Source organism: Thermacetogenium phaeum DSM 12270 (assembly GCF_000305935.1).
Taxonomy (GTDB): Bacteria; Bacillota; DSM-12270; order Thermacetogeniales; family Thermacetogeniaceae; genus Thermacetogenium; species Thermacetogenium phaeum.
The window spans coordinates 898,278-919,434 of the sequence record NC_018870.1 but is presented as its reverse complement, the minus strand read 5'-3'; the positions used below and the strand labels follow the sequence as shown (position 1 = coordinate 919,434).

At 57.3% G+C, this 21,157-nt stretch carries 20 protein-coding genes and 1 pseudogene; all 21 read right to left on the bottom strand.

Going from position 1 to position 21,157, the window contains the following annotated elements:
* Positions 1-56: 56 nt before the first annotated feature.
* The 21 genes and pseudogenes from hisA to nifH all read right to left on the bottom strand — a co-directional run bounded on the left by hisA (position 57) and on the right by nifH (position 20,908).
* A complete protein-coding gene (gene hisA / locus TPH_RS04445) occupies positions 57-818 on the bottom strand; it encodes a 1-(5-phosphoribosyl)-5-[(5-phosphoribosylamino)methylideneamino]imidazole-4-carboxamide isomerase (RefSeq protein WP_015049997.1) in 762 nt (253 codons plus the stop codon).
* Positions 812-1,432, bottom strand: coding sequence for an imidazole glycerol phosphate synthase subunit HisH (gene hisH / locus TPH_RS04440; protein ID WP_201764493.1), 621 nt, complete (start codon positions 1,430-1,432; stop codon positions 812-814). The genes hisA and hisH overlap by 7 nt, the downstream gene beginning before the upstream one ends.
* Before the next feature lie 25 nt (positions 1,433-1,457).
* The gene (hisB, locus tag TPH_RS04435; RefSeq protein WP_162137333.1) at positions 1,458-2,069 is read right to left on the bottom strand and encodes an imidazoleglycerol-phosphate dehydratase HisB; all 612 of its coding nucleotides are present in this window, start codon (positions 2,067-2,069) and stop codon (positions 1,458-1,460) included.
* Positions 2,070-2,114: 45 nt separating this feature from the next.
* Positions 2,115-3,407: a histidinol dehydrogenase gene (gene hisD, locus TPH_RS04430; RefSeq protein WP_015049994.1), complete on the bottom strand. Its 1,293-nt coding sequence runs from the start codon at positions 3,405-3,407 to the stop codon at positions 2,115-2,117.
* Positions 3,401-4,081, bottom strand: a complete 681-nt coding sequence (gene hisG, locus TPH_RS04425) for an ATP phosphoribosyltransferase (protein ID WP_015049993.1) — start codon at positions 4,079-4,081, stop codon at positions 3,401-3,403. Before hisG ends, hisD begins: the two co-directional genes overlap by 7 nt.
* Positions 4,082-4,083: 2 nt before the next feature.
* A complete protein-coding gene (gene hisZ, locus TPH_RS04420; RefSeq protein WP_015049992.1) occupies positions 4,084-5,277 on the bottom strand; it encodes an ATP phosphoribosyltransferase regulatory subunit in 1,194 nt (397 codons plus the stop codon).
* 322 nt (positions 5,278-5,599) lie between these two features.
* Positions 5,600-6,868, bottom strand: a pseudogene (locus TPH_RS04410) (Ger(x)C family spore germination protein).
* A complete protein-coding gene (locus TPH_RS04405) occupies positions 6,840-7,976 on the bottom strand; it encodes a GerAB/ArcD/ProY family transporter (RefSeq protein WP_015049989.1) in 1,137 nt (378 codons plus the stop codon). Before TPH_RS04405 ends, TPH_RS04410 begins: the two are co-directional and overlap by 29 nt.
* A 120-nt stretch (positions 7,977-8,096) precedes the next feature.
* Entirely contained in the window at positions 8,097-9,728 is a 1,632-nt protein-coding gene (locus TPH_RS04400) for a spore germination protein (RefSeq protein ID WP_148275843.1), read from the bottom strand.
* 151 nt (positions 9,729-9,879) lie between these two features.
* Complete coding sequence (locus TPH_RS04395) at positions 9,880-10,218, bottom strand: P-II family nitrogen regulator (RefSeq protein WP_015049987.1); 339 nt, start codon at positions 10,216-10,218, stop codon at positions 9,880-9,882.
* Positions 10,219-10,267: 49 nt separating this feature from the next.
* On the bottom strand, positions 10,268-11,665 hold the full coding sequence (locus tag TPH_RS04390; protein ID WP_015049986.1) for an ammonium transporter: 1,398 nt from the start codon (positions 11,663-11,665) through the stop codon (positions 10,268-10,270).
* Positions 11,666-12,292: 627 nt separating this feature from the next.
* Positions 12,293-13,033 (bottom strand): type 1 glutamine amidotransferase, encoded by a 741-nt coding sequence (locus TPH_RS04385; RefSeq protein ID WP_015049985.1) that lies wholly within the window; start codon positions 13,031-13,033, stop codon positions 12,293-12,295.
* Positions 13,021-13,302, bottom strand: a complete 282-nt coding sequence (locus tag TPH_RS04380; protein WP_201764492.1) for an ATP-binding cassette domain-containing protein — start codon at positions 13,300-13,302, stop codon at positions 13,021-13,023. Before TPH_RS04380 ends, TPH_RS04385 begins: the two co-directional genes overlap by 13 nt.
* The gene (locus tag TPH_RS04375; protein WP_015049983.1) at positions 13,289-14,146 is read right to left on the bottom strand and encodes a beta/alpha barrel domain-containing protein; all 858 of its coding nucleotides are present in this window, start codon (positions 14,144-14,146) and stop codon (positions 13,289-13,291) included. Before TPH_RS04375 ends, TPH_RS04380 begins: the two co-directional genes overlap by 14 nt.
* A gap of 59 nt (positions 14,147-14,205) precedes the next feature.
* On the bottom strand, positions 14,206-15,021 hold the full coding sequence (locus TPH_RS04370) for a radical SAM protein (RefSeq protein ID WP_015049982.1): 816 nt from the start codon (positions 15,019-15,021) through the stop codon (positions 14,206-14,208).
* A gap of 56 nt (positions 15,022-15,077) precedes the next feature.
* On the bottom strand, positions 15,078-16,400 hold the full coding sequence (locus tag TPH_RS04365) for a nitrogenase component 1 (RefSeq protein ID WP_015049981.1): 1,323 nt from the start codon (positions 16,398-16,400) through the stop codon (positions 15,078-15,080).
* Positions 16,401-16,424: 24 nt separating this feature from the next.
* On the bottom strand, positions 16,425-17,906 hold the full coding sequence (locus tag TPH_RS04360; RefSeq protein ID WP_015049980.1) for a nitrogenase component 1: 1,482 nt from the start codon (positions 17,904-17,906) through the stop codon (positions 16,425-16,427).
* Positions 17,903-19,351 (bottom strand): nitrogenase component I subunit alpha, encoded by a 1,449-nt coding sequence (locus TPH_RS04355; RefSeq protein WP_015049979.1) that lies wholly within the window; start codon positions 19,349-19,351, stop codon positions 17,903-17,905. Before TPH_RS04355 ends, TPH_RS04360 begins: the two co-directional genes overlap by 4 nt.
* Before the next feature lie 13 nt (positions 19,352-19,364).
* On the bottom strand, positions 19,365-19,730 hold the full coding sequence (locus tag TPH_RS04350; protein WP_015049978.1) for a P-II family nitrogen regulator: 366 nt from the start codon (positions 19,728-19,730) through the stop codon (positions 19,365-19,367).
* A gap of 20 nt (positions 19,731-19,750) precedes the next feature.
* Positions 19,751-20,062, bottom strand: coding sequence for a P-II family nitrogen regulator (locus TPH_RS04345; RefSeq protein WP_330216588.1), 312 nt, complete (start codon positions 20,060-20,062; stop codon positions 19,751-19,753).
* A gap of 18 nt (positions 20,063-20,080) precedes the next feature.
* Positions 20,081-20,908 (bottom strand): nitrogenase iron protein, encoded by an 828-nt coding sequence (nifH, locus tag TPH_RS04340; RefSeq protein ID WP_015049976.1) that lies wholly within the window; start codon positions 20,906-20,908, stop codon positions 20,081-20,083.
* Positions 20,909-21,157: the final 249 nt, after the last annotated feature.

The following is a 21,157-nucleotide window of genomic DNA, read 5'->3' as shown; positions in this document are numbered from 1 at the left end:
ACGGGGATGCCCGGCTGCCAGGATTTTCGGACAGACCAGGGAGCGGTTCCTCAGCATTATTCCCCGGCTACCCTTGAACCTTCCGTCTGGTCACCGGCAGCAACCCGGATGGCCTCTTTCAGGGAGAACCTCCCTTCATAGAGCGCCTTCCCCAGAATAATCCCCTCCACGCCGAGCGGCTCCAAAGAACGCAGAGCGGCAATATCGGACAGGGTACCAACTCCGCCGGAGGCGATCACTTTGAGACCGGTTTTTTCCGCCAGCTCCCCGGTTGCTGCGATATTGGGGCCGGTAAGCATCCCGTCTTTACCGGTATCGGTAAAGACGACCCGCAAGCAGCCGCACTCCTGCACCTGACGGGCAACGTCCAGATAATGCCATCTCGATAACTCCTGCCAACCCTTAACCGCCACCAGGCCATCCCTGGCGTCGATTCCCACCACGATCCGCTCACCGCCGAAGAGGGTGCAGGCCTTGCGCACCAGCTCCGGGCAGGTGACCGCTGCCGTCCCCAGGATCACCCTTTCCACCCCGGCTTCCAGAGCGGCGCGGATCTGATCGAGGGTTCTGATCCCTCCCCCCAGCTGGATCGGGACCCGGACATTCCTGGCGATCTCCTCGACCACAGAGAGCTGACGCGGTTCCCCTGCGAAGGCCCCGTCCAGGTCGACCAGGTGCAGCCAGGGAGCCCCTTCAGCCACCCAGCGTCCGGCAACGGCGACCGGATCTGCGGCGTAAACGGTTTCCTCCTCCGCCCTGCCCTGAGTGAGGCGCACACACTTTCCCCTCCTCAGATCAATGGCCGGGAAGATCAGCATGACTCCACCAGCTTTCCGAAGTTGTAAAGGAGGCGCTCCCCTAAGTCACTGCTCTTCTCCGGGTGGAACTGCACACCGAAAACATTGCGGTCCGCCACCGCAGAAACAAATCTGCCCCCGTATTCAGTTTCCCCGGCGATGTACTCCTCAGCGGCCGGCTCAACGTAATAGGAATGCACAAAGTAAAAATAGGAGCCGTCAGGTATCCCCTCAAAAAGGGGGTTCGCACCCCTCAATTCCACCCGGTTCCAACCCATGTGCGGAACCTTGAGATCACCGGCAAAGCGCCGCACCCGCCCGGAAAAGATACCCAGGCCCTCACAAGAGCCGCCCTCCTCGCTGACCTCAAAAAAGAGCTGCATCCCCAGGCAGATACCCAGCACCGGCTGGCCCTTATCTGCCGCCTCCCGGATCGCCCGGTGGAGGCCGCGGCTGCGCAGATTCACCACGGCGTCCTCAAAAGCTCCGACCCCCGGGAGGATAATCCCTCCCGCCCCTGCCAGCCCATCCGGGGAGGAAACTATCGCCGTTCGGAAACCATTTTTCTCCAGACACTTCTGCACGCTTCTGAGGTTGCCCATTCCGTAGTCGATGATGGCAATCACCCAACCCATCTCCTCTTCACGGATAATACCTGCCCTAAAGCAGCCCTTTGGTCGACGGCACCCCTCTCTCCCGCTCCTCCGCTTTCACAGCCTCCCTCAAGGCGCGGGCAAACCCCTTAAAAAGGGCCTCAATGCTGTGATGGGTGTTGGCCCCGCTCAAAAGTCTCAGGTGAGCAGTAATCCCGGCGTTGTTGACCAGCGCCCGGAAGAATTCGGGTACCAGTTCCACCGGTAGATCACCGGCGGACAGGCCGGGTATGACGGCATCATAGGCCAGATAGGGCCTCCCGCTGAGGTCTACGGCAACCAGGGCCAGGGCTTCATCCATGGGGAGCAATGCCCAGCCGTACCTGTTAATCCCCTTCTTGTCCCCCAAAGCCTTCCGCAGAGCCTGACCCAGGCAGATCCCGGTATCCTCCACCGTATGGTGAGCGTCTACATGGAGATCGCCTTTAGCCTCAACCACCAGGTCTAAAAGGGCGTGCCGCGCCAGCAGGTGCAGCATATGGTCGAGAAAACCGACACCCGTACCCCCTTGAAAGCTCCCGCCTCCATCCAGATCCAGCTTAACCCGGATCTCGGTTTCGCCGGTTGCCCTTCGCACCTCCGCTTCCCGCGCCACTCTTCTCCCCCTCCTGACGGACATTACCTCGGTTCCGAAAACAGTTATTGGTCCGCGCTGCAGTTCTTCCTAATCAGATCCCAGCCGCTTCAGCCTCAAAGCAACTGCCCGGGCATGGGCATCCAGCCCCTCATCCTCGGCCAGCCTGACGATGTGCGGCCCCCACTTCTGAAGCGCTTGCTCAGAGGCATAGATAACGCTGGTGCGCTTGAGAAAATCCTCCACACTCAAAGGGGAGAAAAACCTGGCCGTTCCCCCTGTAGGCAGGACGTGATTGGGGCCGGCAAAGTAATCCCCCACCGGCTCGGAGGCGTATGAGCCGAGGAAAACGGCACCGGCATTTTCGATTGCGCCCAGCCAGGCGAAGGGTTCCCGGATGTAGAGTTCCAGGTGCTCCGGCGCCAGCTCATTGGCCAGTTCCACGGCCTCCGACAGACTCCCGGTAACAACCGCGGCTCCGTAGTTTTCCAGGGCCTCAGCAGCTATCTCCCGTCTGGGAAGCTCCGCCAGCTGCCTCTCCACTTCATCCCTTACCCTGCAGGCAAGCTCCTCATCGGGAGTGACCAGAATGGCTGCCGCCCGGGGATCGTGCTCCGCCTGGGAGAGCAGATCCGCAGCCACCAGCTCCGGATCGGCATCACCGTCGGCCACAACGACGATCTCGCTGGGGCCTGCCAGCATGTCGATATCCACCAGCCCGAAAACCAGCCGTTTGGCAATCGTTACGTAGATATTGCCGGGGCCCACGATCTTGTCCACTTTGGGAATCGACTCGGTACCGTAAGCGAGTGCAGCAACCGCCTGAACCCCCCCGGCTTTAAAGATCTTCGTCACTCCGGATTCGGCGGCCGCCACGAGAACCAGCGGAAGGACGCTACCGTCGGGGCGCGGGGGAGTTACCATAATGATTTCTTCAACCCCCGCCACCTTCGCCGGAACGGCGTTCATCAAAACGGAAGAGGGATAAGCCGCAGTCCCCCCGGGAACGTAAATACCCACCCGCTTCAGGGGCCTGTAAAGTTGGCCGACAACCTCCCCATCCCTTCCCGGCTGAAACCAGGACTGCAAGAGCTGCCGGGCGTGGAAGTCACGGATATGCTCATGGGCCTGGCGCAGCGACTCCAACAGTTCAGGAGATACCTTCGCATAGGCTTCCCGGATCTCCTCCTCCGTCACCTGCAGTCCAGAAGCGGTTAGATTCGCCCGATCGAACCTTCTGGTGGCGGCCAGAACTCCGGCGTCACCCTGTTCCCTCACCTGGTCGATAATCGCCCGCACCCCGGCTTCCAGATCTTCACCGCGGTGCTCCCGTTCCAGCAACCGGGCCACCAGCTCATCCCTACTCGATACCACTTTCAGCATTCCTGGACACCTCTTTCCAAGGTCTTTCTTACGGCCTCTACAAGTGCAAGCAGTTGGTCGTTTTTCACCTGATAGAAAACCCTGTTGGCAACCAGCCGGGCGGTGGCAACCGCAATATCCTCAACTGCCACCAAGTTGTTTTCCCGGAGTGTTCTCCCGGTAGAAACCAGATCGATGATCACCTCGGCCAGACCTACCAGGGGAGCCAGCTCGATATTTCCCGAAAGCCTGATGATTTCACCCGGAAGGCCCCGACTGCGCAGGTAGAGTTCGGCCACCCGCGGAAACTTGGTGGCCACCCGCAGCTGCCCGCAGCGGGCGAGATAACCTGCAAGACCGTCTTTAAACAACTCCAGCCTGGACGCAGGAACGGCGACCACAAACCTGCACTCTCCAAAGCCCAGGTCCAGCAGTTCGCAGATGTCCTTTCCCTGCTCCAGGATCACATCCTTTCCCGCCACCCCTAAGTCCGCAGCTCCGTACTCAACAAAAGTAGGAACATCGGCAGCCCGGCAGATGAGGTAGCGCAACCCTCTTTCTTCATCCCTGTATACGAGGCGCCGCCCGTTACCGTCTATTTCCGTTCGCAGCAGTCCGGCATCCCGCAGGAGGCCGGTTGCGAAGGGCAAAAGACGCCCTTTGGGAAGGGCAAAGGTTATCCAATCTACGGCCATTTTCATCTCTCCACAGTTTCCGAATTCTCGATCACCAGTATCTGCGGAATCCCCTTCCGGGAGGCATAGGCGATGGCCTCCCGCCGGGGGCGCTCCGAAACGTCCACCTCGACAATAAAGCCCTCCTCCCGCAACTCCTTCGCCTTCTGGAAGACGCTCCGCAGGTCGTCCCCTGTAATAAAATAATCGGGGACCTGCTCCTCCACCGCCGCCGACTGCCTCTCCAGCGCCGCCAGGAGGCGATCGATAACCAGAGCAAAACCCGTTGCCGGCAGAGAAGGGCCGAATTTGGACAAAAGGCAGTCGTACCGGCCTCCACCGCATAAGGGATAGCCGACCCCCGCGGCATAGCACTCAAAAACAATCCCTGTATAATACTCCAGGCCCCTGAGAAGCGTCAGATCAATTCCCGCCCTCCCCTGAAAGCCGAAGTCCGCAAGGCTCTCCCATACCCTGCTCAGGCTCTCCAGAGAGGCTCGAGCGGATTCATCCTTAATCAGGTCTCGCACCCGTTCCAGCACCTCAATACCCCCATTCCGGTAGGGCAAAGAGGCTAAAACCTTTTTCCTGTCCTGAGGAAGAAGGGATTTCAGTACCAGGCGTTCCCAGGCTACGAGGTCTTTGCTGCCCAGGGCGATTTTCGCCTGTTCCTGTTCCGCCTCCGAAAAACCCGCTCCTCTCAAAACACCTGCCAGGACCTCAACATGACCGACAGCAACCCGAAAATCCTTTATCCCTGCCAGCTCCAGAGCGGCAGCGGCCAGGCTGATCACTTCAGCATCGGCAGCTGGCCCTCCTGCTCCCAGAAGCTCCACTCCCGCCTGAAAAAACTCCCGCTGCCTCCCTGCGTGGTTCTCCCTCCGGAAAACGTTGGCCGCATAACAATAGCGCTGCGGCAGTTCCCGGCCCTGGAGGCGCGTGCTCATCATCCGGGCGATGGGAGTGGTCATATCCGGCCGCAGAACCATAATTCTCCCCTGCTCGTCGATAAACCGGTAAAGCTGGTCGGGAAGCAGCTTGCCCAGCGCCGGTGCCAGCACATCGTAATATTCAAAGGTGGGTGTCACAACCTCCTGATAGCCCCAGGACCTGAAAAGCCCGATCAACCTGTTCTCCAGTTCCCGCTTGCGTCGTGCTTCACCGGGGAGGAGGTCACGCACCCCGCCCGGCATGAGAACCATCCCCGAACTGTCCATTGCGGTCCCCCTGCTTTCAAGAACGGCTTATTAAAATCTGCCGATCACTTCAATCATTCATTAATCATACCATAAATGCTCTGTTGAGAATATACCCGGAGATCGCGAGGCCAGCCTGCTGCTCCAGCTGAATCATCAACCGGCCCAGCCGGATAAATTCGCCACCTTTACCGGAGCCATCCTTCCTGCTCGGTCCGTTTCCTTAGGGTAGCTGAGCTGTTATATTTTAACACGAGCCATTATGATAAGACAATCAAGAATTATTTAGGAAGAAATATTAAGCAGCCCAGAAATTTAGACTGCTTTAAAAAAGCTATTGCGTTTAAGGCGTTCGAATGGGAAGGGGTTCGGCTATGGTGCCCAGCCTTCTGAGCCTGCTCGTTACTTCCACATCAACCGCAATGCGGGGAAGCCAGACCTCCCTCCAGTCATCTTTAACCCTTTCCCAGACATCGGGGTGCTCCCGGTAGAGCCTGTCCCCCAGGCCCAAAAAATCGCTGCGTAATTCTCGAGACATCCTGACAGCGGCCTGGATATCCCTTGTTACCGCTTTTTCCTTTTCCCGCTCCAACACCCGCAACACCTCCGGCTTGCCGACCGCAAGCCCTCTTTTTTCCACACATCAGATGTAACCATCGTCTTTAATCTTCACCCGGAAGCGGATATCATCCTTTGTTATTACCGGCTCAATCCGCACCTCGGCCCGCTCCGTCACCAGTGAAGCCCAGGTGCCCTGGGGGGGCGTAGGAACCGTATAAATCCCCCCGGTGATATTTCCCCTCATCCAGCGCGCTCCCCGGGCTTCCTGCGGCCCTAGAAAAGCCACCAGCTTGTCACCGTTGAATATCCCCGCCCCCCGGAAGACGAGCTCCTTCTCCCCTGTAGTTGCCTGCTCCTTGGTGTCTCCACCCTGCTCCTTAGAGCTGTTATCGGTTCTTGCTTCCTGCATGGGGCCAACCTCAACAGAAGAAGCGATGGCATCCGTACCGTCCCTGGTCATATCGCTCAAGAAATCCCCTAACCTGACCGGATAGCGCACAGGGGCCAGTTCATCGCTGCGTTCCATATTCATTTTTATAGCCATACCGGGCACCTTTTCCTGAAGAGGCGCCCCTTTCAATAAAACATCCTCGGCGCTCCCTCTGGCAATCAGAACCCAGATTGAGCGACGCATCTCCCAGTGGCGGGCGAAGAAGTCCATTACCTGGGCAACCCCCTTTTTTGCCAGCTCTTCTCCCAGGACTATGGCGTTCAGCTGCTTGAAGCGCACCACGCGGGGGCTTTCCGAGGCCAGTTTCGCCAGGGCATCGGGGACGGTCCGTGCTCTGACGCTGAGCACGATAACCGGCGGTTCATTGCCGCCTCCTCCCCCCGCCCCTCCTGCTCCACCTGCCAGCGCCCGCGGGTTGACGATCTGGAAGGAAACCAGCAGCTCCTGGGGGCTAATAAAGTCAACCCCGACAACAGAAATAAAGCTCATCTGTTCGATTTCTACTGCGCTCCAGCATCCGGAACACCCAAAAGCAAGAAAAAATAACAGCAAAAGAAAGACTGCCCCCACCTTAGTCTTGGGGAAAAGCGCCCTCCTCATTTTTTCCGCCCCCCTTTTCAGATTTTCCCCGTCGCCAAAAGGAAACAATGTAGAGCAAGAGCGTTATCCCCCCCAGTACGTTTATAGAGAGAAGAGGAAAATAGTACTGAAGGAAAATCCGGACCTGGTTGCTGTTGCTCCACCCCAACACAGATATCCCCGTCAGGAGAAAAGCAAACGGCAAGACCAAAGGGCGATAGTCCTTTAAGCCGAAAACCTCTGCAAAGGTCAGCACAGAGATGTAATAAAAAACCATCACTTTAAGGGAGATGGTCGCCACCCAAACCCCTACTACCAGAGATTCCAGGCGATCGATAAAAATGCCCAAATGCACGCTTTTGGCCAGCTCAAAACTCGGAAAGAGAAAGCGGGAGGTCTCTTCGTATCCGAAGAGAGCGATTAACCCCACAACATCGACCAGCATCGTAATGGTGAGGATCAGGCTCACCGCAAGGACAATCTTCCTGTCCTGCCCGGAGGTCTGCAAATTGGGAAAAATCATCAACAGAAACGCTCCCTCGGCGAAGAAGCCGAAGAGAATCATGGCGCCGCGCAGCACATCGAAGAAGGAGCGCTCAAAAAGCGGCTTCAGTTGATAAAAATCCATATCCGGAATCCCCAGACCAATGAACACAACTGCGATCAGCACAGACAGGGGAAAAATGATCTCGTTCACCCGACTGAAAACCTCCAGCCCCAGATAGACCCCGTAGGCAGCCAGCCCCACCATCAGGATCGTAAAAACAACCAAGGGGGTTTCCGGCATCGCTTCGGTAACCAACATATCACCGAAGGAACGGACGATATAGGAGTTGAGGTAGAGAAAAAAGAGTCCGAAGACGATCCCCAGCAGCCTGCCTGCCCAAGGCCCAACAAGGTCAATGCTGTATTCGACAAGGTTCTTATGGGAGAAGCGCCGTCCCAGGGAAAAAACGACCAATCCGAAAACAATACCGAAGAAGCCGGCGACAAGGACGGCCAGCCAGGCATCCTGTCCCGCCGTCCCTGTCAAAAAAGCAGGAGTTATCAAAACCATGCTGGCCAGTATGGTGTTTGCAGTTAAGAAGATTACCTGACTCCAGGAAATTCTGCCTTTTTCGATACCCATTTTTCCCCCGCAATCCCCTGCGATCAATAAAAATTTGTTGGGCCGCTATTCGGGCAACCACCGAAAACAATGCTAAACTCTAAAGGCGATTCAACCCCCCTACCCGTCACTTTGATTGGCTTAGCCCCCGGCGTCCCCTTCATCCCCATCACCCGGCCTCCGGTCGGGCTCCGGCCGCTGGGCAGGTGCCTGCCTCCTTTCATTAGGGGACCGGGAGAGAAGCGGCCTCTGGTCCATTTTCCACCAGGGGGAGCGCCAGAAGACATCTTGCCATTCTCGGGGCACTGCCGGTGCCAGCGGATAGAGGTAAGGCACCCCGAAGGACCGAAGTGATGCCAGGTGCAGCAAAAGAAATACCAGGCCCCAGAAAATCCCCACCAGCCCGAACGACCCGGCCAGCAGGAGGAAGGGGTAGCGCAGGAACCTGATGGTGAGGGATGCGGAATAATTGGGAACGAGAAAAGAGGCAACGGCAGTCAAGGCGACAACGATCACCATAAAGGGGCTGACAATCCCGGCAGCCACCGCTGCCTGACCGAGGACGAGGGCGCCGACAACACCCAGGGCCTGCCCAATGGAACGCGGCATGCGCGTCCCCGCCTCCCTGAGCAGATCAAAGGTGACCTCCATCATCAGCGCTTCAATAACGGCAGGGAAGGGAACGCCCTCCCGCCCGGCCGCCATGCTGAGGGCGAGACCGGTAGGGATCATCTCCTGATGGAAGGTGGTCAAGGCTACGTATAATGATGGTAAGGTGACCGTAAAGATCAGGGCCAGCCAGCGGATGGGGCGGATGTAGTCATTCCCCTCGTAATAATCCTCAGGGGACTGCAGAAACTCGCTGAACACCGCCGGAACGATGAGGGCAAAGGGTGTGGTATCCACGATAATGGCCGCCCGACCCTCCAGGAGCGCCGCGGCAACTTTGTCCGGTCTTTCGGTGCGGTCCAGGAGGGAAAAGAGCGTTTTATAGTTGTCCTTGATGAAGTCCTCCAGGTAGCCGGACTCCAAAACGCCATCGGTATCGATGGATTCCAGCCTGTTCTTGACTTCGGTGACGAGAGCCGGGTTCACCAGGCCGTCAATGTAGGCCACACAGACGTCGGTTTTGGTGAACCTGCCGATGCTCATCATATCGAAGCGCAAACGGGGCGTCTTGATCCGCCGCCGCAGCAGAGCTGTATTGTAACGGATGGTCTCAGTAAACCCCTCCCGCGGCCCCCTGGCGAAGGCCTCCGCCTTCGGCTCTTCAACAGACCGGGATGGCCACCCTTTTACTTCAACGGCAAGCGCTTTCTCCGAACCATCGATAAACAGAGCGGCAAACCCCGACAGCACCAGATCCAGCAGCTTACCGATCTCTTTTTCCTCTTTGACGCTGTAAAAGGTCACCAGCCAGTGGACGATCAGGTCATAAGGATTCGCCGGCAGCACTTCCGAACCATCCTGTTCCAAAGTGCGCAGGACAAAGGGCTTGAGAACCGAATCGCTGATAGAGTTTCTGTCGACAAGGCCGTCGACAAAGACCAGGACAACCCGGATCTCCTTGCTGGCCCCAAAGTGGAACTGGCGAATTACAAAGTCGCTGCTATCGCCGAAAAGCTTTTTCATCAATTCAACATTCCTGTCCAGATCGGGGTTGACCGGCAGTTTTAAAATCTCCTCATCAGCCTGAAGCCTTTCCAGCTGCGCCTCCAGGCGGCGCTTTTTAATTTCTTTCGGTTTCAGCGGTTTGCGCAAAGTACGGAACAAGCGGCTCTGCACCTCCTGCCTTCTTTAATTAGCATGATCAGAGCCTCAAGATTTTATGTCCCATCAATCCATAAAAAAAGCCCCCTGTGGCTTACCAACAAAGGGGCTTCAGGATCGTTTCGCCGTCTTCGGGGATAAGCTCCAATAAGGTTTAAATGGCGCCTTCCCCCCTCTCTCCGGTGCGGATCCGGATCACATCCACTACCGGCATCACAAAGATCTTCCCGTCCCCGGGTTCGCCGGTCCGGGCGGCTTTGATTACGGCGTTTTTAACCTTTTCCAGATCCTCTTCCCTGATCAAGATCTCTACCTTTTTCTTAGGAAGAAAGGGTATGATGTACGACCGCCCGCGGAATTGCTCTTGAATCCCGTTTTGCTGCCCCCGTCCCTCGATTGACATAATCGACAAACCCGGGTAACCGGTACCTTTGAGCGCTTCAATTACCTCTTCAACTCTTTCCTCTCGAACGATAATCTCCAATTTGAACAAAAAAACCCCTCCTTTCTGCAACTCATACCCTCAATCCTTTAAATCATCATTATACATTTAGCACCGTTGTGCGCTGGCGCTGAAACTCCGGATAGGCCGGAGTCCCATGTTCGGGGACATCCAGACCGATCAACTCTTCCTCCGGGGATACCCTGATACCGAAGAGCAGATCCATACCCTTGAACATCAAGTAGCCCAACCCAAAAGCCCACACCGCAACACAGAGAACACCGATGAGCTGGGCGAGCAGCTGACCGAAGCCTCCCCCATAGAAAAGTCCTGTAACAAAGGGCGTTTCGGTGGAATAGATGCCGTAAGTGCCGTCAGCAAACAACCCAACGCTGATCAAACCCCAGATCCCGCAAAAGCCGTGAACGCTCACCGCACCCACGGGGTCATCAACCCCCCGGGATTCCAGGAAGTATACGCCGGCCACGACGATGAGTCCGGCAAACGCTCCGATTACCACGGCCGCCCATGCCTCCACCCAGGCACAGGGCGCAGTGACGGCCACCAGTCCGCCCAGGGTGCCGTTTAAGGCCATACCCAGGTCCCACTTCCGGGTTTTAAGGTACACCACAATCAATGCCGTCAGAGCGCCCGCCGCCGCAGCCAGGTTCGTGTTCACGGCCACCACGGCAATTCTGAGATGGTGGGCGCTAAAGGTGCTGCCGGGGTTAAACCCGAACCAGCCGAACCAGAGAATAAAGGTGCCCAGTGCGGCAAGAGCCATATTATGGCCGATAATGGGGCGCGGCTTGCCGTCCCGCCCGTACTTGCCGAAACGCGGCCCGAGTACGATGGCACCCGCCAGGCCGACCATCCCGCCGACGGCGTGAACCACCCCGGAACCTGCAAAGTCCAAATGCCCCAGACCAAACGGCAGCTGCGAGAGCCAGCCGCCGCCCCATACCCAGTGGGCGTAAATGGGGTAAATGATCAGGCTGACGAAAAAGGTATAGAGCAGATAAGCCGGGAACTTGAGCCGTTCGGCAACCGCCCCGGAAACGATCGTGGCCGCAGTGCCACAGAAGACCAGTTGCCAGAAGAAATCAAGGTAAACCCCCACATCATAGGCATCCCCGTGAAGAAACCAGTTTCCCGTTCCGATAAACCCCGCCACATCCTTGCCTTTGAGGAATCCGTAACCAACGGCAAACAAAACGAGGGAGGCCACAACGAGGTCGATCAGGTTCTTGCTGAGCAGGTTTGTGGCGTTCTTGGCCCTGCAGAACCCGGCCTCCACCATCGCAAAACCCGCCTGCATAAAGAAGACCAAAAATCCTGAGATTAGCACCCAGATGTAGTCAACAGGAGCATCCTCATTCCCCTTCAAGGTTTCCGCTCCCGTGGGGTCGGCCGCCAGAGCAATCGAGACAAAGCTGAAAAAGAGCAATACCATAAGAAAGATATTGAAGATTACCAGAAAGGTTCGCGCCTTTTTCATTCTTTTTACCTCCTTCAAGACAAATTGCTCCCATCTTTTAACTAACAGATTAACCGATCCTTACCTCCTCTTTCTGGTATTTTTCATAATGTCTACTAATTCGAAATCCCCCCTTTCATGACCAAGTTTTTGATAAAGCAAACCTCCGTTAGAAACACCATCGTTACCCTAACAGAGGTAGCGCTACCTCCCTCTTTCTACCGCGATGCGGTCTACAGCTTTACCTTCCATCAACAAAATCCCCCTTCCGGCATGCCCGAAACTCCATGCCGACCAATGCTATATTACAAAAAGGACAAGGTAGTAAATTGCAATCATAACCAAACCCCAAAGGCATGCCGAAGCTAAGAAATGAAAAACCCCTGTTCTAGGAACCTCTGCGTTCCTCAACAGGGGCATCACTGCCTGGCCGTTACCGCGGCCCTGCGGATTACGGCGCAAATCCTATGGCTTTCGCAACCGCCGGAAATGCAAAGCCCCCGAATTTCTCGGGGACTCCTTTATCCCAACTACCGGCTGCCTCACCGGTAATACATTTTATAAAAATAATACTCGATTACTTCAGCAAATCAACCCTTTATTGCAAAGTATACAGGTATACTTTCAGGTATAATTCGTCTAAGAGAATCAGCTGGCGAGACCGGTCCCCCGCAGAATCCTCTCGAGATTGTTGAGGAAGAGCTCCTGGATGGGGCGTATCTCTTCCCACCGGGATCTGGTCTCATCCAGAAGCCTATCCGCCGCTCCGGGTCCGCCACAATCGATAAGCTCATCGGCGTAGAGCCTTGCCCATTCCTCGATCATCTCCGGGGTCACTTCCAGGTGGAATTGGAGTCCCCAGGCATAACCGCCGTAAGCATGCGCTCCATAGACAAACGCCTGGTTGAGGCACGTATCACCTTCAGCAAGCAGTAAAGCGCCTTTAGGCAAGGCAAAGGTATCGCTATGCCACTGAAAAACCAACAACTCGGGTGGCATACCGGTAAAAAGCGGCGCCACCAATCCAGCTGGAGTTAGACGAATCTGGTAACAGCCGATCTCTTTGACCGGATTCGGCCCCACACTTGCTCCCAGGGCGCGCGCGATGAGCTGCCCGCCCAGGCAGATCCCCAGCGCGGGCAGCCGCATTGTTACCGCTTCTCTTATCAACCCCTGCACCTGTAAAAGATAAGGATAAATCTCTTCCTCGTAGGCTCCCATTGGCCCGCCAAGAATTACGAGGGCATCATAATTCCCCAGGCTTTCCGGCAGGGTTGCCCCTGGCTGGTCCATGCACCTGATGTCCAGCCTCCAGCCTTTTCCAACAAGTACATCCTCAAGCAGCCCTGGGCCTTCACAGGCCACATGCTGCACCACTAACGCTTCCACAGAACACCACCCTTTCCATCTACCCAACTCACGTTACCCGGGTACTGCAAAGGTCGCAGAATTTTATCCGCCAGCTGCTCTTCACAGCGGCAATGTGTTACCAGGATAAAAGGGATTTGCCACGCTTGATGCAGCTCCCGCAATTCCTGCCGCATTTTTTCTCGCAAGCCCCTGTCCAGGGCAGCCAGCGGTTCGTCCAGCAGCAGAATCGAAGGCCTAGTCATCAGAGCCCTGGCCAGTGCTACCCTCTGCTTTTCACCACCCGACAACTGAATGGGGTAGCGGTTCCAGTATCCTGCGCCGGGGCAAGGAAACTGGCCGCCTGGCCGCCCGCGCCACGTGCCGGCTCAACACCGGGAGCACCCGGCTATTGAGCCCCGGATCGTAACCATAAATCCCCTGCAGAGCCGCACTTAATTCCTCAAGAGAGGCATTGCCGGCGCGCTCACCCAGTCCTCCGACGGTGGTGTCCACGTAGCGGATACCCGCCTTGATGGCCGCCAGGGTGTTGGCAGTTGCCATACCAAAGTCGTTATGCCCGTGAAATTCAATCTCCAGGGACAAGTTCGACCGGAGCCAGTCAAGCCTCTCAACAGTGGTGAACGGATTTAACACACCCATTGTATCGCAATACCGCAGGCGCTCGGCACCCATTTCCTGCGCCAGTAATGCAAGGTCAAGCAGGAACGAAGCATCCGCCCGGCTGGCGTCTTCCGCCCCTACCGTCACCCGGCAGCCGTAGTCGGAAGCGTAGCGTATGGCTCTTTTCAGACAGTCCAGCACCCACATCCTGCTTTGGCCGAGCTTGTAACGAATCTGGAGCTCGGAAGCGGGACAGGAAATGTGAATATCCTTCACCCCGCAGGCAAGGGATGCCCGGATGTCCGCCAGCAGGAGGCGGTTCCATGCGCTTACCCTTGCTTTCAAATTCGACCTGGCAATGGCCCGGATCGCCTTCTGCTCCAAATCCCCCATTACCGGGATTCCTGCTTCTATCTGATACACTCCCAGCCAGTCAAGCAGTCTTGCAATGTTCACCTTTTCTCTCACTGTAAAAGCAACGCCCGGCGCCTGCTCCCCGTCCCGTAAGGTTGTGTCTATAATCCTGAGCATTTATATCCCTCCCATCACACATCAGGAAACTCTAAACGCCCACACTCCCGCTCCTGCACTCAGCACAGCATACCCACCGCGTCGGACCTACACTGGCGACAGTGATCTATCTGCCCGATAATGCGAGCCAGATTCCGTCGGGCAAGCCGGATCTGTTCTCTATCGGGATGTGGCAATTCTGCAAATTCGCCCTGGGGGATAAGCGGCATCACGTTCATGATCTGTGCTCCCGCCGCCCTTGTCGCCCTGGCTATATCGGTCAGGTGGCGGTCGTTTACCCCAGGAATATAGACCGTGTTTATCTTCACCATCATCCCCATTGCTACGGCTTTTCTGATCCCTGCCTGCTGCGCCCGAAGCAGCAGTTCGACTCCGAACCGGCCGCGATAAACCTCACCCCAATAGCATACGTGATCGTAGATATACGTCCCTACGGCAACGCAGACGGCGTTAACGGTTACGGTGACCGCTTTGACCCCTACAGCCTTGAGCCGGGGCAGGCTCTCCTCCAATAAAAGGCCGTTGGTGCTGAGACACTTGATTAAATGAGGAAATCGCTCATGTATCAGGCCCAGTGTTTCAAATGTCTCAGCATTGGCCAGGGGGTCGCCGGGGCCGGCAATCCCCACCACCCGGATGCGCCGGTCGCGCTCAACCACTTCCGTGACCAGTTGTAACGCCTCGCCTGGGCCGATAATCCGGCTGGTCACACCGGGACGGTTCTCGTTAGCGCAGTCGTAGACCCTGGTGCAGTAGCGGCACCTGATGTTGCATTCCGGCGCCACCGGTAGGTGGATGCGACCGAACCACCTGGCTGCCGCTTTATTCAAACACGGATGTTCGTGAAAAATATCTTGCCCAATATCGCTGTACATACTCACTCATCCCTCCGCTGTTTGCAAAGTACGGTAACATTCTCTTAAAGCTGAGGCTATATCTCCGGCAGTCTCCCCGCCAGCCGCCACACGGGAGCACCGACCAGACCCGCCACCTCCCGCGCCAGGTTCACAAACCCCCGGAACCCGGCGAAGCAACTCGTCTCCTGGGGAAAAACCAGAAAAGGAACACCCAGTTTCGTGGCGAGGTACTTTTCCTTCGTGCCCCCCACGAACAGGTGGGGCATGTGTTTCCTGATGAACTCCTCCAGCTCCTTTTCCGGGGGATCGTCGATCAGAACCGTACCCGCCCGTACCCTGGCCCCGGCATCGCGGTAGTCTTCCAGGCAGCCGAACTGGGACCCGATCATGACCACCTCCATCCCCAGCTCGGCGAAGGCCCTGGCCATTGTTCCCATCCGGGAAGCTCCGAAAAACAGGGCCACCCGTTTGCCGGCCAGCTTCTTCAAAAAAGGCGCCGCACCCTCAACCTCCCGGCGACCCCGCTCCACGATCTCCTCCACGCCGGCCGATCCGAAAAACTTTCCGATGGAGCGCAGAGCAGATGCAGTCTCCTCAAAACCGAAAAAGGAAACCTTCAACTGCGGCGTGCCGAACCTTTCCTGCATGGCATCGGCCAGTCTCTGCCCGGTGCGACGGCAGTGAACGATGTTGAGCCTGGCGCGGTGGGCATCGGCCATAGCCGTCGTCGCCGCCTTGCCGGAGAAGGCGCAGAGGATTCTCAGACCCAACTGCTGCAGCAGCCTCTCGATTTCCCGCAGGTCCCCCATCACATCAAACTCGCCCAGGAGATTCACACCGTTGGCAATCGGTTCCTGGGCTTTCCCGGTACCGATGAAATGCTCCAGCAGCACTCCGGCGGCGATATCGTGCCCTGCCGCCTGGCTGTAACCGCAGAAACCGGGGGAGTTCACTGGCACAACAGGGCGGCCGACAGCCCGGGCGGCACGCTTGCAGATGCCGTCCAGATCGTCTCCGATCAGGCCGGCGGAGCACGTGGCATAGACCAGCACCGCCCTGGCGCCGGGATCAGTGGCGACGGCCTCCAGCACCGCCCGGTAGAGTTTCTCCCCTGCCCCGAATACGATGTCGCGCTCCTCCAGCTGGGTGGAAAACACCCGGTAGCTCTTCCGGCGCACGATGCTCCCGAAATAAGCGCAACCTGCCGGGCCGTGCACCAGGTGAATGACATCGGGGATGGCCGCCAGCATCCAGCGTGCTCCGTAGAAGGCGCAGGCACGCTCCGACACCAGCCCCGGCACGGTGGGTCTGCCGCATTCCGGAAGAACCGCCGTACCATCACCTTTGGTCACCACGTGCCTCCACCGGTCAGATAAAAGCTTCTCCGCATCCAGCACTTACTTCACCTCGCTCTTATCTCGCTAAAGCTGCTGCGTACGGTCGTCCGGATAGCGGTAGTCCAGGAGTTCGTTAACTATTTCGTAGAGCAGCAGTTCCGCCCCATGGTACCCCACCACCGGCTTCTTCTGGTAGCCAAACCGGTCGTAGATCGGGAAGCCAACCCGCACCAGGGGAACTTCCAGTTCCCTAGAAATATCGACCCCCTTTGAATGGCCGAGGATCAAGTCGAGCCGCGGGAGGGTTTTTAAATACTCCTCAAACTCAAACAGGTCGCCGCCGTTGAACACCCTGGGCTCCGCCAGGAACAGTTCCCGGTATTCTCTAAATATTGACTCTATCTCCCCTTCAAAGGTTCTGCTCGGGGTTCCCGACGACACTGCCACGGGCGTCATCCCCAGTTCACAGGCAAACCTGGTCATCCCAATGACCACATCGGGGTCGCCGAAGATGGCGACACGCTTCATCATGGTGTGGTGCAGGGTATCGGCCATGGCATCCACCAGCCGCCCGCGCTCGTCTCGCAGGGACGCCGGTATCTCACGACCTGTAATCCTGCTCAAGTTTTGAAGAAAGGCATCGGTGGCGGCTACCCCGATCGGCACAGGCCCGATGAAAGCGGGTATACCGAATTTTCGCTCCAGGTAGCGCGCTCCGCTTCCCCCGGCATGGGGCTGCAGGGCAAAGGTCGCCCGGGCATTGGCCATCTGCCTGATCCCGGACACAGGGGTGCCCCCAGGCGGGTAATAGGGGATCTCCTGAGGGGGGTTCAGGGGTGCATCCAAGGTATCGGAGATGTCGAACAGGATGGTCCCCCCTACACCCATCTCCCGCAGCAGGTGTTTGATCTCGCGAATGTCACCGGGGTAGAGCATGCCAGGAATGATGTTCACCCGCTCCGAGGGCACGTCCCTGGTGGTCGCCAGCGATTCCAAAAACGCTCTGGACGCCCGGTCGTACCCCTCCACGTGGGAACCGGCGAAGCTCGGGGTGTTGATCAGGACGACTGAGATCTCCTCCACCTTTTCCTTCCCGATCTCCCTGCTAAGCCGCGCCCTGGCCTCTTTCAAAAAGCTAACCATGTCATCCCCCATGATCTCGCTGGAGCAGGTGGTTACAACTCCGATGACCTCCGGCCAGTAGCGTACCACCAGGTTGCGGATACCCTCGACGACATTCTTCCGCCCCCCGAATACAGCGGCGTCCTCGTGGAAGGAGGCGGTGGCAATGGTGGCAGGCTCTTTGAAGATCCGGCAGAAGGTGTAGCGGGCGTAGGTGGTGCAGCCCTGTGCCCCCTGAACAAAGGGGATTGCCCGGTGTATCCCGAGCACCGCCCACATCGCCCCGATCGGCATGCAGATGCGGTTGGGGTTTATAACCACCGACCGGTTTGATGCCGGCACCAGTTCCGGATCGCGCGGGATGTATTCGGGAGCGGCGGGAATCTTCTCGACACACAGCCTGTCGTACGGAATGCCGTCTGTCGGTATTTCTCGCAATCTCATTCTGCTTCAACCTCCTTTTCCGCCTCCGGCAGGCCGCCCTGGAAGCGCCACACCGGTGCGTAAATACCCTGGTAGATGTCCCGGGCAAAGTTCACCATACCGGCAAACCCCGCGTAGGGCCCCTTTTCGTAGGAGTGGGAGTTTACCGTAGGAACCCCCAGCTTGCGGGCAAGATACTTCTCCTTGAGCCCGGTCAAGAAAAGGTCGGGCTTGAGGGTCACCAGCATCTCCTCGATCTCGAACTCGTTCGGGGCATCAATGACCAAGATCCCCCCCTTGGCCCGGGCGTTGATCTTTTCGTAGTCGTCCTCGTGGGCAAAGGTACAGGCACCGGACACAACCTCCATGCCCAGCTCCTCCAGCAGCTTAATCCAGTGCCAGACCCGCGGGCCGCCTACATAGACGGCGATCCGCTTGCCGGCCAGCTTTGCCCTGTAAAAGGCCAGGGCCTTTTCCACGCGGGCCTTCTCCTCGGCGATGACCTGCTCCGCTTTTTTCTCAAGGCCAAAGAAGGCCGCCACCTCACGCAGGGCCTGACTGGTCTGCTCAATGCCGAAAAGAGAAACCCGTATGAACGGGGTATTGTACCCGTCTTTAATCATCTGGGCGATGTACTCCGCAGAGCGCTGGCAGTGAACAACGTTGAGCTTGACGTCCAGCATCTTGATCAGGTTCTCGATGCGTTCGTTTCCCGAGAAAACGGCAGCGACGCGCACACCGATCTTTTCAAAGAGGGGACGGATGACCTGCAGATCCCAGTCCATGTTATAATCCCCGATCAGGCAGATGTCGTAGGGGGTTTTTTCCTCCTCCCGCATCTTCAGCTCCGGGCGGCGCTCCCGCAGGGCGTTAATCTGGCGGTAAAACTGGATATTAAAGTCGTGGTGGCCCTTAGACTGGCTCACACCCGAGCAACCAGGCGATTCTGACGTAAAGACCGGCTTCCCCACTTCCTTTTCCACCTGTCTGGCCACCCCCTGGACGTCGTCCCCGATGAGGCCAGTGGTACAGGTGGTAAAGATGATCATGCCCCGAGCTTCCGGAAAGAGCCGGAATGCTTCCAGGCAGGATGCCTTGAGCTTTTTCACTCCGCCGAAGACCACATCCTTCTCTTGCATGTCCGTAACCACACAGTAACGGCGGTTGAAGGCGACATTGGTAAGCCGCCCTGGCACCGCCCAGGCATAGAGATCAGACAGGTGGCGACGCGTCCCCCACGTAAACCAGGCACACCCCACCGGTGCATGGACCATCGCGATGATATCGGCGATTGGACCACCGATCACCCCGCGGGCGCCGGCAAAGGCACAGCCACGCTCGGTCATATCCCCCGGAATCGTCCTGATATTACAGGCGGGAATTACCGGGTTTTCCGGATCGTGTATATAAATGTGTTTTCCCCGTTCGGGGATTTTCTCATTACACTTCATGTTGACAAGAGGCATGATCTTCCCTCCTTCACGAAATCGCTTCTGACGATCTTTCCTGCGTCCGGATCCGGACGGCATCATCCACCGGACAGACGAAGATGCGGCCATCACCGATTTCACCAGTCCGGTTCACTTTGATAATGGCGGCGACAACCAGAGGAACGTCCTCATCCTCCACAACCAGGGAGATCAACCTCTTTGGGACAAATTTCATCCCCCCGCCCTGCTTCATCAGCTTCGGGTGGACCTCGAAGGAGACCTCACCGGCAAGCCCCTTCTGTTTTCCCCGCCCCAGCACCCTCCAGGCAGTCAGGGCCGGGAAACCCAGGACAGCCAGCACTTCCTTTGTTCTGGTCATCTGCTTCGGCCGGATAATTGCCATTACTTCTTTCATCAAGCCTCACCTCCAAACCCTTAGAGCCCTTTACTTCCCGTCCTGATGGTGTAGGCTTCGTCCACGGGACTGACAAAGATCTTTCCATCACCGATATTTCCCGTGAACGCCGCCTGCGTGATGATCTGCATAACCTTCTCCACATTTTCGTCCTCCGTAACCATCAGAATCATAACCTTGGGGAGTTCGTCGTAGTAAACGCTGCCGACGTGAATCCCCTTTTGTTTGCCCCGGCCAACGACCTCCATCTTAGTCAGGGCCACAAACCCTGCCTCAGCAAGGGCGTCGACCACATCCTCGGCCTTTTCCGGCCGGATGATTGCACGGATCATTTTCACGGCAATTCCCTCCTAATCCAAAAGCCCGTACTTCACCACAAGGGCTTCCATCTCGTCCATCGTCATCGGCTTCGGGATAACAAACATCTCGTTCTCGATGATCTTCCGGGCGAGTTCCTTGTACTCCCGGGCCTGGTTACACTCAGGGTCGAACTCCGTCACCGTTTGCCGGTTAAACTCAGCCTTCTGTACGATATTGTCCCGGGGAACAAAGTGAATCAACTGGGTTCCGATTCTCTTGCAGAATTCCTCCATCAATTCCCTCTCGCCGTCAACATTGCGGCTGTTGCAGATGATGCCGCCGAGGCGTACCCCGCTCTGTTCGGCATACTTTACCATACCGCGACAGATGTTGTTTGCCGCATAAAGGGCCATCATTTCACCCGAAGCAACGATGTAGATCTCTTCCGCCTTTCCTTCCCGGACCGGCATGGCGAAGCCACCGCAGACCACATCCCCCAGCACATCAAAGAAGATGAAATCCAGATCGGGCGTGTAGGCACCGAGCTCCTCCATCAGGTTGATGGCGGTGATCACACCTCTGCCGGCGCAACCCACACCGGGCTCCGGCCCCCCGGACTCCACGCACCTGATGCCGCAGAAGCCGGTCTTAACCACCTTTTCGAGGGTAACTGCGTCCTCACCGAATTCCCGCAGGGTATCCATTACGGTCTCCTGCGGCTTCCCTCCCAGGATCATGCGGGTACAGTCGGCTTTGGGATCACACCCGTGAATCAGAACCTTCTTCCCGTAGAAGTAGGCCAGTGCGGCTGCCGTATTCTGCTGGGTGGTTGACTTGCCGATGCCGCCTTTGCCGTAAATCGCAATCTTTCTCGTCATCCAACCTCATCTCCCTTTCCGGCAAGAAATTTGTAATCTTCGCCCTACTGGAAGGGCTCTTAAAAACACAAAAGCCCCCGTCTACAGGAACCGCCTCGTTCCTCAAGCAGGGGCATCTCCACCTCGCCGGTCCCGCAACCATGCGGTCTACAGGCGTTACGCTCGATTTAGATCCGGCAAAACCGCCGTTTAAATGCAAAAGCCCCCGTCGCTGTTCTCCGGGGACTCCCTCATCCCAAATCCTCCGGC